The following is a 14,195-nucleotide window of genomic DNA, read 5'->3' as shown; positions in this document are numbered from 1 at the left end:
CGCTCGCCCGAGATTCCCGATGCGCCGTCTGCTGTCCTGCCTGTTGCTGTGTGTGCTCCCATTGTTCGCGTACGCCGCTGAAACACCCCGACCGAAAGTCGGATTGGTGCTGTCAGGGGGCGCGGCGCGTGGGCTGGCGCATATTGGTGTGCTCAAGGCGCTGGAAGAGCAAGGCATCAAGATTGATGCGATTGCCGGCACCAGCATGGGCGCAGTCATTGGCGGGTTGTACGCCTCGGGCTACAAGATCGACGAACTGGAAAAACTCGCGTTGGGCATCGACTGGCAACAGGCCCTGTCCGATGCACCGCAACGTGCTGATGTGCCGTTTCGACGCAAACAGGACGACCGCGACTTCCTGGTGAAGCAGAAACTGAGCTTTCGCGACGACGGTAGCCTCGGCCTGCCGCTGGGAGTCATTCAGGGGCAGAACCTGGCGTTGTTGCTCGAAAGCCTGCTCGCTCACGCCAGTGACACCCGGGATTTCGACAAACTGCCGATCCCTTTCCGCGCCGTCGCAACCGACATTGCCAGTGGCGAAAAAGTAGTCTTCAGCAAAGGCCACCTGCCCCAGGTGATCCGCGCCAGCATGTCGATCCCCGCGGTGTTCGCCCCAGTCGAACTCAACGGCCGGCTGCTGGTGGACGGCGGCATGACCGACAACATTCCGTTGGACGTGGCACGCGAGATGGGCGTCGACGTCGCCATCGTGGTTGATATCGGCACCCCGTTACGCAGCCGTAAACAGCTGACGACCGTGGTCGACGTGTTGAACCAGTCGATCACCCTCATGACTCGCCGCAATTCCGAAGAGCAGCTCGCGGAGCTGCACAAGAACGATGTGCTGATCCAGCCGCCACTGGCCAGTTTCGGTGCCACCGATTTCGGCAAGGCCCAGGAAATGATCGATGCCGGTTATCGCGCCACCCGTATCCTTGATGCCCGACTGGCACGCCTGCGCCCCGTCGAGCCGGCGGACGGTGAACTGACCGCCGCCCGTGCTCCCGGTCAGCGCACACCGATCATCACGGCGATCAAGGTCGAAAATGACTCGAAGATCGGCGACGACGTGATCCGCTACTACATTCGCCAGATCATCGGCGAACCGCTGGACCTGGAGCGTTTGCAGACCGACATGGGCACCCTGTATGGCCTGGATTACTTCGAACAGGTGCAGTATCGCGTGGTCCACAAAGGCCAGAACCACACGCTGGTGATCAGTGCTCGTGGCAAACGCAGCGGTACTGACTACCTGCGCCTGGGGTTGAACCTGTCTGACGATATGCGTGGTGACAGCGCCTTCAATATCGGCGCCAGCTACCGAATGAACGGCATCAACCGCCTCGGTGCGGAATGGCTGACGCGGGCCCAGATTGGTGATCGGCAGGAACTCTACACCGAGTTCTACCAGCCGCTGGACGTCGGCTCTCGCTACTTCGTCGCCCCCTATGCGGCGTTCGAATCGCGGAACGTCGATGCCATACTGGACAATGACCCGGTGGCCGAATATCGCCTTGAACGTTATGGCTTCGGCCTGAACGTCGGGCGGCAAATCGGCAATAGCGGCGAAATCCGTTTCGGTGTAGGTGAGGCGTGGGGCAAGGCAAACGTGCGGATTGGTGACCAAAGCCTGCCCAGCGAAAGCTTCAGCGAAGGGTTCTACCAGCTCAAGTATTCGTTCGACTCGCTGGATAATGTGTACTTCCCTCATACGGGCGAAGACATTGGCCTGGCGTTCCGCGAATTCGAACCGACGCTGGGTTCAGACAAACGCTACCGTCAATGGGAGTTCAAACTGGACAAGGCACTGAGCAGCGGCCCGGACACCTTCATCCTTGGCGGTCGCTACGGGCGCACCCTGGACCAGACCGACGTGGTGACATCGAGCTTCGTGCTCGGAGGGGCGCGCCAACTGTCGGGCTTCCGGCAGGACTCGATTTCCGGCCAGAACATCAGCCTGGCCCGTGCCGTGTATTACCGCCGCCTGACGCCTCGGAGCTATTTGCCGCTGGACTTCCCGCTGTACATCGGAGCGTCGCTGGAACGTGGCCGAGCCTGGAACAACGATAACGAATTCGACAGCGGCTACATCAACGCTGCCAGTGTGTTCCTCGGCTTCGACACGCCTTTGGGGCCGCTGAACTTCAGCTATGGCTTCAACGACGACGATCAGAGAGCGATTTACCTGAACCTTGGGCAGACGTTCTGATCGCAGGTATTGCGAAAATTGATGGCTGCGCAAGACCTGTAGGAGCCCAGTTTGCTGGCGATAGCGATCTCATGGACGCCATCGCTGGCAAGCCAGGCTCCCACAGGAGCCTAGCGAATACTGGCCAACAGGCTGCGGGCGGTTTGCTTCAAGGATTCGTCACTGTCCTTGAGTAGCTCATTCAAAAGCCGAATAGCGCTGTCCAGATCACCGTCGTCGATGCAGTTCTGCGCCTCTTCCAGTTTGCCGGGGTGGATGTCTTCGTGCTCAGGCGCTGCGAGCCCGCCCGACAACGGCTCAAGTTCCAGGGGCGGCGATGCATCGGCGAAATCGTCGAGAAAGCCATCGTCCAGCGGTTCCAACTGATCCACGGGTTTAGCCATTGCCGCTGTCGTGTCGGACGGGCTGATCAGATCCCAGCTCGAATCCATCGACAAGTCATCCAGATTCAACTGGAACTCATCCCGTACCGAGGCAGCAGGTTCAACCGTCGTTTTAGTCGTCGCTTCAGTCGTCGACTCAAGAGTCGCCAACGATTGTGCACTGGCCAGTTTTGGCGAACGTGCGCGAATCTGCTCCAATACCTCGGTGCTGTAACCCGCTTCAAGCAAGCTGTTTTCGTGGTCCGAATAAGCTGCGCTGTCGCCCTGCAGCCCCAGTACCTCCAACAACTTCAGGTTCAAATCGCTGCGCTGCGGCTCTTTAAGCAACGCTTCGCGCAATAGACTGACCGCCTCAGTGAAACGGTCATAGGTCAGGTAGATAGCGACGCCCTCGAGCACTTCTGCCCCATGAACGGTTTCGCGGTTCACCGGGGGGGCCAGCGTCGTAGAAGGCTCAATCGATGGTTTCTGCGCAGCATCGGGCGCCCCCCGACCGACCATCGGCTCATGTCGCGACGCAGACTCTGACGCAAGCTGTACCCGCCGCTGACGGAGCGCAAACAGGCCCAGCAGCAACAGCACGCCAAGCACCGACAGGCCGCCGATCAGCCACAACCCCCATCCACTGCTCGTCTCATCCACGGTGGCTACAGGCACCGGGATTGGCGCGGCAGCAATGGCAGGTGCGGACACGGGCTTTTTGGCTTCGGCCAACTCGGTTTGCAGATCGCTGACTTGCTTGCGCTGGCTGGCAAGCTGCTCATCCTGGGCTTGTAGCCGGGTGTTCAATTGATCGACCGTTTGTTTCAGCTGCTGGTTTTCCAGGATGCTGGCGGCCAGTAACTCGGAAGCGTGGTCGGTAGTTGTGGGCGCCGTGCTTACCGGAGGAGCAGCAGGCGTTTTGATGGATGCGGTGGCAGTGGGTTGCTGGCTGATCGCCGGAACCGGCTCGATGTCACTCGCCGGTACGATCCCCGGTGAGCCCGGTGGATCGATCAGCAATGTGTATTCGCGCAGCAGATGCCCATTGGGCTGGTTCGCCTGCACCAGAAAATTCAGAAACGGTTCATTGACCGGCTTGCTGGACACCACCCGAATCACGCTGCGATCACCACGCAGAACGACGGTAAAACGCAGGTCGTTGAGAAAAAACACTCGCTCGACACCGGCGCGGGCGAACTCGTCCGCCGTCGCCAGGCTGATCGAGAGTTCTCCGTCACTCAGGGCGCCGGGATCGACCAAGGCGATTTCGGCATTCAACGGCTGGTTCAAGGCGGAGTGCAACGTGATGTCGCCAAGCCCCAGCGCGGGTGCCAATGCGGAGTAACACAAGGCACCGGCGACCGACAACAGGCTGACGGAGCGCCGTAACACAGACTGCAAACTCTCGAGCATGAGCATTCCTTAGCTAACCAGAATCAACCTGTGCGCATTCGCACGTCCAGTGTGAACACGTTATTGCCTGGTAGTTCTTATAGTCTGCTCTGCGCCAGTTCTCAAAAGTCTGCGGTGTGCTTATGCCTCAAGATTTTTCCAGATTGGCCAGAATGTGCCCATGAACCCGCATGCACACCCGCATATCTTCCTCGTCGACGCCCTCGAACAGCTCGTGGCGCAACTCGGTGGCAATGGTTTCAATTTGTTCGATCAAGGGACGGGCGGGCGCACACAGCACGATCTTTTTCGCCCGGCGGTCTTCCGCCACCGCCTGACGCTGCACCAGACCTTGGGTTTCCAAGCTATCGAGCAGGCGAGCCAGCGTCGGCCCTTCAACACCGACACTCTGTGCCAACTCACGCTGAGTCGGAGCTTCTTCGAAACGAGCCAGGTGCAACAGCACCAGCCAGCGGGCCTGGGACAGGCCGAGGCCGGCGAGACGGCGATCCAGTTCGGCGCGCCAGCCGCGAGACATCTGCGCCAACTGCATGCCAAAACGGTGTTGATCGGTTAACGGCATAAAAAACTCATGGTTAGACTGAAATAGGCTGAAACTAATTATTAGTCAGCTAAGCATGACCCTCGACTCTAGGCAAGGCTCGGTCTGTACTGAATCGTTACATCTTGATCTTCGACACTTAAATTTCAAACTCCGACTGCAATGCCGCTCTCACACAGTACAAAACGCCTTCGGGAACACGACCGGCAAACAACGCGGAAATCTCCGACACCGGCGGCAACTCGCCCTCGCCGTCCAGGAATGCGTCCTGGACTTCGCCCATCAGGTCTTCCGGAAGGTCCAGTGCCTGCTCCAACGACAGTTGCTGCTTGCCGATGGCCTCGGCGAGCATCGTGTACACGTTCTTTTCCGAGCACTGCAACTGACCGGCAATCTGCATCGGCGTCATGCCGGCGCGCGCCAGTGTGATCAATTCGTGGCGCAGGTCGGCAACCACTTTCGGCGCCTCGGCCTGGCCGCCCAGCACTTCGAGGAAGGCCTCGCCATAGCGCTCCAGCTTGCGCGCACCGACGCCGCTGACCTTGGCCATTTCCGCCAAGGAGCTTGGCTGGCTGCGGAGCATTTCGAGCAAGGTCGAATCCGGGAAGATGACGTACGGCGGCACGCCATGCTCTCCGGCGAGCTTGCGTCGCAGGGCGCGCAAGGCTTCCCACTGCTCGCGTTCTTCGCCGCGCACCAACTGGCTGGCCTGGCTGGTGCTGCTGCTTTTCGCAGTGGTTTGCGGTTTGAGGTCGCGGCGCAGCTCCAGGGTCACTTCACCCTTGAGCAATGGCCGGCAGCTGTCGCTTAAACGCAGGCCGCCGTAGCCTTCCAGATCAATGTCCGCCAGACCGCGCGCCACCAGCTGTCGGAAAAGGGAACGCCATTCACCTTCGGCCCGCGCCTTGCCGACACCGAATACCGACAGATGCTGATGGCCGAAGCTGCGGACTTTTTCGTTGTCCTTGCCCAGCAACACATCCACCAGATGCCCGACGCCATAGCGCTGGCCGGTGCGGTAGATCGCCGACAGTGCCTGACGGGCCGGTTCGGTGGCGTCCCAGGTCTGCACACCGTCGACACAGTTGTCGCAATGCCCACAAGGCTGCGGCATGTCTTCGTCGAAGTAGGCCAGAAGCGTCTGACGGCGGCAGCGGGTTTCTTCACACAGCGAGAGCATGGCGTCGAGCTTGTGCTGCTCCAGGCGCTTATGGCGCTCATCGCCTTCGGAGTTCTGCAGCATCTGCTTGAGCATCACCACGTCTTGCAGGCCGTAAGCCATCCAGGCGTCTGCCGGCAGACCGTCACGGCCACCTCGACCGGTTTCCTGGTAATAGGCCTCAAGGGATTTCGGCAAGTCCAGATGCGCGACAAAGCGCACGTTGGGCTTGTCGATGCCCATGCCGAACGCCACGGTGGCGACCATGATCAGGCCTTCCTCGTTGAGGAAACGCTTCTGGTGGTGGGCCCGCGTATCGTTGGGCAGGCCGGCGTGGTACGGCAGCGCCGGGAAACCTTGCTCGCTGAGGAATACCGCTACTTCGTCGACCTTCTTGCGCGACAGGCAATAAACGATGCCGGCATCGCTGCGCCGCTCCGCCAGGAACGCCAGCAACTGCTTGCGCGGCTGCTCCTTGGGCACGATGCGGTAGAAAATGTTCGGCCGGTCGAAACTCGACAGGAAGCGCTCGGCGTTCTGCAGATGCAGGCGTTCGACGATTTCTTCCCGGGTGCGCTTGTCGGCCGTGGCGGTCAGGGCGATGCGCGGGACGTTGGGGAACAGTTCCGCCAACTGGCCCAGTTGCAGGTATTCCCGGCGGAAATCGTGCCCCCATTGCGACACGCAGTGAGCTTCGTCGATGGCGAACAGGGCAATTTCGAGACTTTGCAGGAACGCCAGCATGCGCGGCTGAACCAGGCGCTCAGGCGCCAGGTAGAGCATTTTCACTTCGCCGCGCTTGATCCGCGCCGCCAGATCGCGCTGTTGCTCGGCACTCAAGGTCGAATTGAGCGCTGCCGCGGCCACACCGAGTTCTTCGAGGGTCGCGACCTGATCGTCCATCAAGGCAATCAGCGGTGAAACCACCACCGCCAGGCCATCGCGCAACAGTGCCGGGACCTGGAAGCACAATGATTTGCCGCCGCCGGTCGGCATCAGCACCAGAGCGTCACCGCCGCTGGCCACGCGCTCAATGATGGCACCCTGACGGCCACGAAAACTGTCGTAGCCGAAGATGTCCTTCAGGACGCGCTGAGCCTGTTCGAGCATGAAAAACTCCAAATGGTGCTGAATATCCCTGTATGCAGGCTGGATCAAAAAACCACGTTGTCACGGACAGATCCGTAAGCGGATTTGTCCAGGACCGTCGCGACACCTGCAGGGCTTTGCAAAACGCGCGAGTATACCCGAGGCATCCCGGGCAATGGGGGTCACTGACGAATAGCCTCCCCACCCAGATCAACAATCCCTTGTAGCAGCTGGCGCAGCCTGCGTTCGGCTGCGAAGCAGTCGTAAACCCTATCGACTCTGTCTACCTGAAATACCGCAATGCCTGATTTTGCGACCGCTTCGCGGCCGAACGCAGCCTCGCGGGCTCGACAGCTGCTACGGATCGGGATTTTACGACCGCTTCGCGGCCGAACGCAGCCTCGCGGGCTCGGCAGCTGCTACGGATCGGGATCAGATCGGCCTGGAATGCTGGCAAATCTGCCGTGCGGCTGGCCTGACCGCTCAAGAACGCCTAGAATTGGGCATCGTATATTCCCAAGGTAGCCCTTCAATGTCCTTCGCTGAGCAACTAACCCGCCTGCAAGCCTTCCTCGACGCCGACGAGCTGCATGACGAGGCGCTGGACTATGTGGCCGCCCACGGCTACCTGACGGCCCTGTCGATCTGTTCCGAGACGGTGCCTGATCGTGAGTGGATCGACGCGCTGTTCGCCGAAGAGCCGCATTATCGCGACGACGCCGAGCGTCAGGAAATCGAATCGACCCTGTTGGCCCTCAAGGCTCACATTGCTCGCCAACTGGCGTCCGATGAAGAGTTCGAGCTGCCATGCGACCTGGACCTGGGCGAAGAGCCGGATGATTCCGACCTGCGCGGCTGGTGCATCGGTTTCATGGAAGGCGTATTCCTGCGTGAAGAAGCCTGGTTCGAGACCGCCGAAGACGAAGTCAGCGAAATGCTGCTGCCGATCATGGTCGGTTCCGGCCTGTTCGACGAACAACCGGAGTTCTCCGACATCGCGGCCGACGCCAACCTGATGGACGACATGATCGTGCAGATCCCGGAAGCCCTGACTGCGCTGTACCTGCTGTGCAACGCGCCAGACGAAAAACCGGCGATCCTCAAGCCTCGTCACCACTAAGTCCTTGCCTGTGGCTGACCCCATAGGCAATCGCCCCCTGATCCTGCGCTACGTGCTGCTGGCCATCGGCTGGCTGAGCGTAGCGTTGGGGGTGATCGGGATCTTCCTGCCTGTACTGCCCACCACCCCTTTCCTGCTGCTGGCAGCCGCCTGTTTCGCCCGCAGTTCGCCGCGTTTTTATCAATGGCTGGTCGAGCATCCACGACTCGGCCCATGGATTCGCGACTATCTGGACGGCAACGGCATTCCGTTCAAGGGCAAGGTCTACGCCATTGGCCTGATGTGGCTGAGCATCGGCCTGTCCTGCATCCTCGTCCCACTGCCCTGGGCACGTGGCTTCATGCTGACCAGCGCAGTGCTGGTGACGGTGTATATCCTGCGGCAGAAAACCCTGATCAAACCCTGAATACGCTTCGCCACCTAAGCTCATCTATCCCCCGCCCCCGACAATCTGCCCAGCCTCCTGCAAAACTGCGCCTAAACTCCAGACATCTGCACGTCTGCGGCCAGACATATCCCGTCGTCCAGGAAGGTCAACGCTCCGGAGCGTCTCATGTCGCTACTCAAACAGTTGTTTTTGGCCATCTGCCTGTTCTTGCTGGTCGCCTTCAGCGGCAGTTTCTTTGTCGGCCTGGAAAGCTCGCGTGCGCAGATACTCAGCCAATTGCGCTCCCACGCCCAGGACACTGCCACCGCACTGGGGCTGTCGTTGACCACACAGATCGACGACCTGGCGATGATTGAATTGATGGTCAGCTCGGTCTTCGACAGTGGCTACTTTTCCAGTATCCGGGTCATCAATATCGAGGACGAGCGCGTCCTGGTCGAGCGCAATGCGGTCGCCACCACCGAACGCGTACCGGGTTGGTTCGTCGATCTGGTGAACCTGCATCCGCAAGGCGGGGATGCGTTGGTGATGCGCGGCTGGGAGCAAGCCGCGCGCGTTGAAGTGGTGAGCAACCCACAGTTCGTCCTGAGCAAACTGTGGGACAGTACCCTCGGCAGTCTGATCTGGTTGCTGCTGTGCGGGTTGCTCAGCGCGATGTTCGGCGGCTGGTTGCTGCGTCGGCAACTGCGACCGCTGGACGCCATGGTCAAACAGGCCGAAGCCATCAACAAACGCGAGTTTCTCAGCCTGCCGAAGGTGCCCAGAACCCCGGAACTCAAACGCGTGGTGCTGGCGATGAACCAAATGGTCGAAAAGCTCAAAGGGCTGTTTGCCGAAGAAGCCGCGCGTAGCGAGCAACTGCGCGCCGAGTCGTTTCAGGACAGTCTCACGGGACTGGCCAACCGCCGTTTGCTCAACGAGCAACTCACCGATCAGTTGCTGGTGACCGAGCAGAGCAGCGCCGGACACCTGCTGATGCTGCGGATCAATGACCTGGCCGGGCTCAACCAGCGACTGGGTGGCCAGCGCACCGACGCGCTGATCAGCGCCGTGGGTCAGTTACTCAAACACCTGATTCAACAGCCGGATCGCCATACCTGGCTGGCTGCACGTAATCGTGGCGGTGAGTTCAGCCTGCTGACCCCAGGCCTGGACCGCAAAGATGCAGCGCGCCTGGCCGCAGAGATCAGCGCCACCCTGGAAAACCTGCGCCTGACCGGCGCCAGCGACTGCATGCCGGTGGCGCATCTGGGAATCGTCGCCTACACACCCGGCGAAGCCTCCACCGACATTCTGCTGCGCCTCGATCAGGCATTGACTCAGGCCCAGCAGCATCCAGAACGGCCGTGGGTGCATCTGCAGCAGTCCGATAACCCACCGAACCATACGCAGCATGACTGGCGCACCTGGATCGATGACGCCCTGACTCACGGCAAAATGCAGCTGTACTTCCAACCCGTGGTGCAATGCGCCGACACCAGCCAGGTGCTGCACCACAAGGTGCTGGCGCGCCTGCTCGATCCGCAGGGCAAAGCCATTTGCGCCGGACACTTTCTACCCTGGATAGAACGGCTGGGCTGGTCGGCGCGATTCGACCTGGCAATGCTCGAACACACCCTCGACTATCTTGCCGAACACCCTTGGCCGCTGGCCCTGAGTTTGTCCGGCAGCACCCTGCGCGATGCCGCGCAACGACGCCTGATCCTCGATATGCTCGACGGCCTGCCCAGCCTCGGCCCCTTGCTGACCCTTGAGCTCGACGAACGCCAACTGCCGCTCCCCGAAGAATTGCGTCAACTGTGCCTGAGCCTGCACGACACCGGCTACGGGATCGGTCTGCAGCACTTCGGTGGCAGCTTCAGCCAGATCGGCAACCTCACCCAACTCGGTTTGGCCTACCTGAAAATCGATGGCAGCTACATTCGCGCCATCGACCAGCAAAGCGACAAACGCCTGTTCATCGAAGCCATTTTCCGCGCGACCAACAGCATCGATTTACCGTTGATTGCCGAGCAGATAGAAACGCAGGGGGAACTGGAGGCAATCAGGTCGCTGGGACTGTTCGGCGTCATGGGCCGGCTGATCGGACCGCCAGCGCCGATGTAGGCGATGCTTTGGCTTTGCCTGGCAGCCCGGGAGGCAAATGTTTGCCCCCCGGGTAGCTCCAGTCTGTCAGGTCTTCAGCGTATGGTCAGCATCCCCGAACCAGGCACGCACAAGATCGGTGCCGGCCGTGCCAGCGTTGGCAAGGACCGCCACATCAGTGAAATGCGCACCATTGGCTGCACCATCGGTATCCACCTTCACGGTGATGTCGCTGCCGGACTTCACCAGTTGGACGAAGTCTGACACCTGGCTGCTGCCGCTAACGAAGTTGGCTTTGAGCAGCGCGGAGAGGTCGAGCGTGTCACCTTCTGCGAAGTTGTAGTCGAGGATGGTGTCGCCGCCGTCGTTCGGGCTGAGGTAGGCGAACACATCGGCTCCCGCGCCACCACTGAGAGTGTCCGCCCCGCCACGCCCCGCGAGGATGTCGTTGCCGTCACCGCCACTGAGTGTGTCCGCAAGCATGCTGCCCACCTGTGTACCGCTGGATACGCCGTGGTAATCGACCAGGGTGCCAGCCGCGCCGCCGTCGGTGACCTGGAAGTCGGCCGCCGAGTAGTGCCCCAGCAGGTTCACCTCGGCCCAATGCACGCCGTCGTCCACCGTCAGCAGGCCGCCGGAGCCAAGGGCATTGGCGCTGTAGCCGAGCTGGGTGTTGGCGCCGAAGGCAATATCGCCGAACATCAGCGAGTCATTGCTTTCGAGTCCGAGAATGCCGACCAGCGAGCTGGCATCCGCGGCGTGCTCCACGATCAGCGTACCCGCACCTTCGCCGTGGAAGGCGACTGACGCGTGGGCGCCGCCGCCGAAGATCAGGCTGGCGTCGCCATCGATTGTGGCACTGCCGTTGCCCGTTACGTCTGCCAGCAGGCGCAGGTCGCCGCCATTGGCCCACAGGTGACCGGAGTTGTCGACTGCGCTGGCCACCGTCATGCCCCCCGTGCCCGTGGATTCCAGCACGCCGCTGTTGACTATGGTGTGGGAGCCGGTGTCGAGCACCAGGCTGTTCAGCCCGTCGGCCTGGATCAGCCCCTCATTGACCAGCACCATTTGCCCTGCGCCGAGTTGGCCGGCACCGGAGATGTGGTTGTCGACGTTGGTCAGCACGGTGTCAGCGCTGCCACCGAAAATCACGTTGTGCGCGCTGTCGGATAGCAGCACATGTCCGCCGCCGGTCAAGGTCGCGCCACGGAAGAGGATTTCCAGGTCGGTTTCGCTGCCGGTGGAGCCGAGCTCTATGGTGCCGCTGTTATGGATGCTGCCACCAAACGGCATGATCGCCCCGTCGGCAATGCTGATGGTGCCGGTATTGGTGGTGAGCGGATCCACATCGAACTGGAAGTTCGCTTCGCTCAAGCCCGCCGCATCGACACCTTTCAGGGTGATCGTCTGGCCGGAGCCCATGCTGATCAGCGCATTGCCGTTTGCGTCGTGAGCGATGCTCAAGTCAGCAAAGCCGGTAACGCCCGTGAAGCCGATCAAGTCGATCTTGTCCGCTGCCGTATCGAAGCTGTGGATGACGTTGTTGCCAATCGGCTGAGCGAACACGAACAGGTCAGCACCGCTGGAGGCAGTGAGGTTGTCGTCCGCTGACAAGGCGAAGATCGGCGAGCCGGGGGCGTAGGCTTCGACGTTGTCGGAGACGATGTGACTGCTTGTACTGCCGTCCGCGTTGGTCCATCCGTAAGTTACTGTGAGTTCCATCGCACCGGCGTAGGTGGATGGCGTCATGACAGTCAGCGCGGAGGGGTCGCTGGTTTGTATCGTCCAACTACCGTCACCGTTTCTGGTTCCGGCACTCAGTACCCAATTTATCGGAACCCCGCTCACCTTGTAGGTAATGACCTCTGAGGTGTCGGGCGTGGGATTGGTCAGTGCCAGGTTGATAGCCTCGCCGGCTACACCAGCCGGAGCTGCCACATGGATTGTGACTGTGTGCAAAAGGCTATTTGCCGCTCCATCGTTGGTCACCACGTTCACGATTCGGTCGGTAACGTTGTGGCTTCCGGTCTTGGTGTCGGTGTACTGAACGCCTTTGAGGATAGTCTGGTAGGTGGCCTGGCTAGCCGAGCCAGTGATCGTCAGTGTATAGATCCCATTGTTTGCGCCACTGGCAACACCGGTCACCGTCAACCCCGTAGCGGCGGTCGATGCAGACGCGTTCAGAGAGAGCATTTCCCTGACGTTCGCATTGTTGCTGTCCATAGCGTTCGTCAAGGTGACAGTCATCGACGACAGGTTCGGCGAGTCGACGTCGGTGACCGTCGCCGACGGCGCAATCAATAACTGCGAGGTGCCTGTTGGATAGTTCGCCGTTGCGTCATTGCCCGCGCTGCCACCATTCAAGTCCACTATCGGCGCGTCATTGGTTGCCGCCACCGTGACAGTCGTCGTTGCGACGTTGCTCGCGTGGTTAGCAGCAGAGCCGTCATCCACTTGGAAGCTAATCGTGCGCGGTGCCGTCGACGGGTTGTCGCTGGTGTCGGAGTAGGTCACCGAACGTAGCGCGGCTTGATAGTTCGCCACCGACGACGTCCCGCTTAGTGTCAGCACGCCGGTGCTTGCGTTGTAGCTGCCGCTGATGCCGCTCTGGTTGGTGAACCCGAGTACGTCCTGACCCGAGGCAAAGTTGCTGGTGATCGATACCGTAGCGCCCGTCAGGTTGCTACTGTCGACATCGGTGACCGTCAGCACCGAGTTGATCGCCGTCGCTGCCTGGTTCTCTGTGTACGACAGAGAACCACCTGCCGTCATTACCGGAGCATCGTTGGTACCGGTGATGGTCACGTCCACCGTGGAGCTCGAGAGCGCGCCGTACTGGTCCTGCATCTGGTAAGTGAGCGTCACGTGCTCGACCACGCCTTGCGCCAGGTGGTCGAAGTCAGTTCCGGGGGTGAACACCAGCTGGTTGCCGACCACGCTGGCCGTGCCTTTGTTGGCCGGCGCGCTGGCCGAGTTCAGTGTGAACAGGTGGCCGTCGTCAGCATCGGTGTCGTTGGCCAGTACGTTGATGCTCAGGGTCTGGTTTTCCGTACCGGCGGCCGTATCGGCCACTGCCACCGGCGCGTCGTTGGTGCCGGTGATCGTCACATCCACCGTGGAGCTCGAGAGCGCGCCGTGTTCATCCTGCATCTGGTAAGTGAGCGTCACATGCTCGACCACGCCTTGCGCCAGGTGGTCGAAGTCAGTTCCGGGGGTGAACAGCAGCTGGTTGCCGACCACGCTGGCCGTGCCTTTGTTGGCCGGCGCGCTGGCCGAGTTCAGCGTGAACAGGTGACCGTCGTCGACGTCGGTGTCGTTGGCCAGCACGTTGATGCTCAGGGTCTGGTTTTCCGTGCCGGCGGCCGTATCGGCCACTGCCACCGGCGCGTCGTTGGTGCCGGTGATGGTCACGTCTACGCTACTGGTCGAGAGCGCCCCGTACTGATCCTGCATCTGGTAACTGAGCGTCACGTGCTCGACCACGCCTTGCGCCAGGTGGTCGAAGTCAGTTCCGGGGGTGAACACCAGCTGGTTGCCGACCACGCTGGCCGTGCCTTTGTTGGCCGGCGCGCTGGCCGAGTTCAGCGTGAACAGGTGGCCGTCATCGACGTCGGTATCGTTGGCCAGCACGTTGATGCTCAGGGTCTGGTTTTCCGTGCCGGCGGCCGTATCGGCCACCGCCACCGGCGCGTCGTTGGTGCCGGTGATGGTCACATCCACCGTAGAGCTCGAGAGTGCCCCGTGTTCGTCCTGCATCTGGTAACTGAGCGTCACGTGTTCGACCACGCCTTGCGCCAGGTGGTCGAAGTCAGTTCCGGGGGTGAAC

The 14,195-nt window shown here is 61.0% G+C and carries 8 protein-coding genes; 4 read left to right on the top strand and 4 right to left on the bottom strand.

Translation table 11 applies throughout. The features are described 5' to 3' along the window. The first annotated feature begins 19 nt into the window (after window positions 1-19). Complete coding sequence (locus AC1DIG_RS27630; RefSeq protein WP_477769864.1) at window positions 20-2,209, top strand: patatin-like phospholipase family protein; 2,190 nt, start codon at window positions 20-22, stop codon at window positions 2,207-2,209. 110 nt (window positions 2,210-2,319) lie between these two features. On the opposite strand, the gene AC1DIG_RS27625 is transcribed toward AC1DIG_RS27630, so the two are convergent. From AC1DIG_RS27625 to recQ, 3 genes are all read right to left on the bottom strand, one after another. Further along, on the bottom strand, window positions 2,320-3,987 hold the full coding sequence (locus tag AC1DIG_RS27625; protein ID WP_477769863.1) for a motility hub landmark protein FimV: 1,668 nt from the start codon (window positions 3,985-3,987) through the stop codon (window positions 2,320-2,322). A 127-nt stretch (window positions 3,988-4,114) separates the two neighbouring features. Then, window positions 4,115-4,549 (bottom strand): MarR family transcriptional regulator, encoded by a 435-nt coding sequence (locus AC1DIG_RS27620; RefSeq protein WP_477769862.1) that lies wholly within the window; start codon window positions 4,547-4,549, stop codon window positions 4,115-4,117. 118 nt (window positions 4,550-4,667) lie between these two features. Continuing rightward, window positions 4,668-6,797, bottom strand: a complete 2,130-nt coding sequence (recQ, locus tag AC1DIG_RS27615) for a DNA helicase RecQ (RefSeq protein WP_477769861.1) — start codon at window positions 6,795-6,797, stop codon at window positions 4,668-4,670. A gap of 511 nt (window positions 6,798-7,308) precedes the next feature. Here recQ and AC1DIG_RS27610 point away from each other — a divergent pair. The 3 genes from AC1DIG_RS27610 (at window position 7,309) to lapD (ending at window position 10,390) form a co-directional block, all read left to right on the top strand. Further along, the gene (locus AC1DIG_RS27610; RefSeq protein ID WP_019692442.1) at window positions 7,309-7,896 is read left to right on the top strand and encodes a UPF0149 family protein; all 588 of its coding nucleotides are present in this window, start codon (window positions 7,309-7,311) and stop codon (window positions 7,894-7,896) included. Window positions 7,897-7,906: 10 nt separating this feature from the next. Beyond that, window positions 7,907-8,302 carry a YbaN family protein gene (locus AC1DIG_RS27605; protein WP_477769860.1) on the top strand — a complete coding sequence of 132 codons (396 nt, stop codon included), beginning with the start codon at window positions 7,907-7,909 and terminating at the stop codon, window positions 8,300-8,302. 147 nt (window positions 8,303-8,449) lie between these two features. Then, window positions 8,450-10,390 (top strand): cyclic di-GMP receptor LapD, encoded by a 1,941-nt coding sequence (gene lapD, locus AC1DIG_RS27600; protein ID WP_477769859.1) that lies wholly within the window; start codon window positions 8,450-8,452, stop codon window positions 10,388-10,390. Between the two features lie 66 nt (window positions 10,391-10,456). Here the strand turns inward: lapD and AC1DIG_RS27595 are convergent. Further along, window positions 10,457-14,195 (bottom strand): tandem-95 repeat protein (locus AC1DIG_RS27595; protein ID WP_477769858.1); only part of this gene is annotated, 3,739 nt, incomplete at its 5' end.

The sequence above is a fragment of the Pseudomonas sp. 05N431 genome (assembly GCF_056397005.1).
Note: the sequence above shows the minus strand (reverse complement) of the source record. Positions and strands in the feature narration are given on the sequence as shown.

What these genes read in the sequence shown, in the direction of transcription:
- lapD (WP_477769859.1), top strand. Translation starts at nt 8,450, where the DNA reads ATGTCGCTACTCAAACAGTTGTTTTTGGCCATCTGCCTGTTCTTGCTG.
- AC1DIG_RS27620 (WP_477769862.1), bottom strand. Translation starts at nt 4,549, where the DNA reads ATGCCGTTAACCGATCAACACCGTTTTGGCATGCAGTTGGCGCAGATG.
- AC1DIG_RS27625 (WP_477769863.1), bottom strand. Translation starts at nt 3,987, where the DNA reads ATGCTCGAGAGTTTGCAGTCTGTGTTACGGCGCTCCGTCAGCCTGTTG.
- AC1DIG_RS27630 (WP_477769864.1), top strand. Translation starts at nt 20, where the DNA reads ATGCGCCGTCTGCTGTCCTGCCTGTTGCTGTGTGTGCTCCCATTGTTC.
- recQ (WP_477769861.1), bottom strand. Translation starts at nt 6,797, where the DNA reads ATGCTCGAACAGGCTCAGCGCGTCCTGAAGGACATCTTCGGCTACGAC.
- AC1DIG_RS27610 (WP_019692442.1), top strand. Translation starts at nt 7,309, where the DNA reads ATGTCCTTCGCTGAGCAACTAACCCGCCTGCAAGCCTTCCTCGACGCC.